Origin of the sequence: Streptomyces sp. SM11 (assembly GCF_002910905.1) — a bacterium.
Classification (GTDB): Bacteria; Actinomycetota; Actinomycetes; order Streptomycetales; family Streptomycetaceae; genus Streptomyces.
Genome location: NZ_NEUE01000110.1, coordinates 1 through 1,442, shown reverse-complemented (window position 1 = coordinate 1,442; position 1,442 = coordinate 1). Strand labels below are relative to the sequence as shown.

Genomic DNA, 1,442 nt, shown 5'->3' with positions numbered 1-1,442 from the left:
CGCACGAGCGGGCCCGGCGAACCTGTGTCAGGCGCTGCAGGAGGTGGTGCTGGTGGTGCTGGAGCAGGTCGACGTCGAGGAGCACGACGTGGAACCGGCGAGGACGACCTCCGACGCGTCGGAGTAGTCCGAGATCTCGAAGGTCTCCGACTCCAGCTCCAGGATCTCGTCGGCGAGGGTGGCGAGTTCGGTCTTGGGGGCCATGTTGATCTCCCTGGTCTCGTGGGGGTCCGGCCGGCGGTTCCGGTCCGGCGCCCGGGTGCTGGACCCATTGCAGGGGCGGCCGCTGTCAGATCGGCCGCGATTTCGCTGTCACATCGCTGGCACCCGGTGGCAGGACGACGCCCCGGCACCTGACAGCCGTACGAACCAGGCTCGTTGAGCAGAGATGAGGTGCGCGGTGGACACAGCGGCGAGTGCGGCGAGGAACGCGGACGACGACGGCGGGGCGCCGGGGGCTCGGGGAGGGGCGGAGACACGGCGAGGGTCGGAGCCGCGGGAAGGTGAGGCGGCGGCAGGGAGTGTGCCCCTGCCGCGCCCCCTGCTCCGTTCCGCCGTCGAGCTCTACCTCGACCTGCACACCCACCCCGAACTCTCCGGCCACGAACACCGCACCGCCGGCCGCCTCGCCGCCCGGCTGGCCGAACACGGTTGTACGGTCACCCGTTCCGTGGGCGGCGGCCACGGACTCGTCGGGGTGCTGCGCAACGGCCCCGGCCCCACCGTGCTGCTGCGCACCGAGCTGGACGCGCTGCCCGTCACCGAGGCCACCGGACTCCCGTACGCCAGCACCGTGCCCGGGGTCATGCACGCCTGCGGCCACGATCTGCACATCGCGGCGGTCACCGGGGCGGTGGCGCTCCTCGCCGCCTCCCGGGACGCGTGGCGGGGCACGGTCCTCGTCGTCGGCCAGCCGGAGGAGGAGACGCTGAGCGGGGCCCGGTCCCTGCTGGAGGACGGCCGGCTGTACGAACGGTTCGGCGTCCCCGACGCGGTCCTGGCCCAGCACGCCGCCCCGCTCCCCGCCGGGACCCTCGCCCACCCGCCGGCCGGCGGGCCGCCCCTGATGGCGGGGAGCGTCGCCGTCGAGGCGGTCCTGCACGGCCGGGGCGGTCACGCGGCCACCCCGCACCTCAACATCGACCCGGTCCTGATGGCCGCCGCCACCGTCCTGCGCCTGCGTACGGTGGTGGCCGAGGCGACCGCGCCCGCCGAACAGGCCGTGCTCACCGTCGGCTCGGTGCGGGCGGGCGAGCGCGGGAACATCACCCCGGACCGGGCCGAACTCTCCCTCACGATCCGGGCGTTCACCGAACCGGCGCTCGACCGGCTGGCGGCCGCCGCCGAACGCGTCGTCCGGGCCGAGGCCGACGCGTCCGGCGCCCCGCGTGCACCCGGGTTCACGGTCACCGCCCGCTCGCCGGCCCTGCGCCCCGACCCGG

The 1,442-nt window shown here is 75.2% G+C and carries 2 protein-coding genes; one reads left to right on the top strand and one right to left on the bottom strand.

The genetic code is table 11. The features are described 5' to 3' along the window. Positions 1-27 precede the first annotated feature (27 nt). Positions 28-204: a thiazolylpeptide-type bacteriocin gene (locus B9S58_RS07955; protein ID WP_003968635.1), complete on the bottom strand. Its 177-nt coding sequence runs from the start codon at positions 202-204 to the stop codon at positions 28-30. Between the two features lie 184 nt (positions 205-388). Between B9S58_RS07955 and B9S58_RS07950 the strand changes: the two genes are divergently transcribed. Next, the coding region (locus B9S58_RS07950) for an amidohydrolase (RefSeq protein WP_103531415.1) at positions 389-1,442 on the top strand (1,054 nt) is incomplete at its 3' end.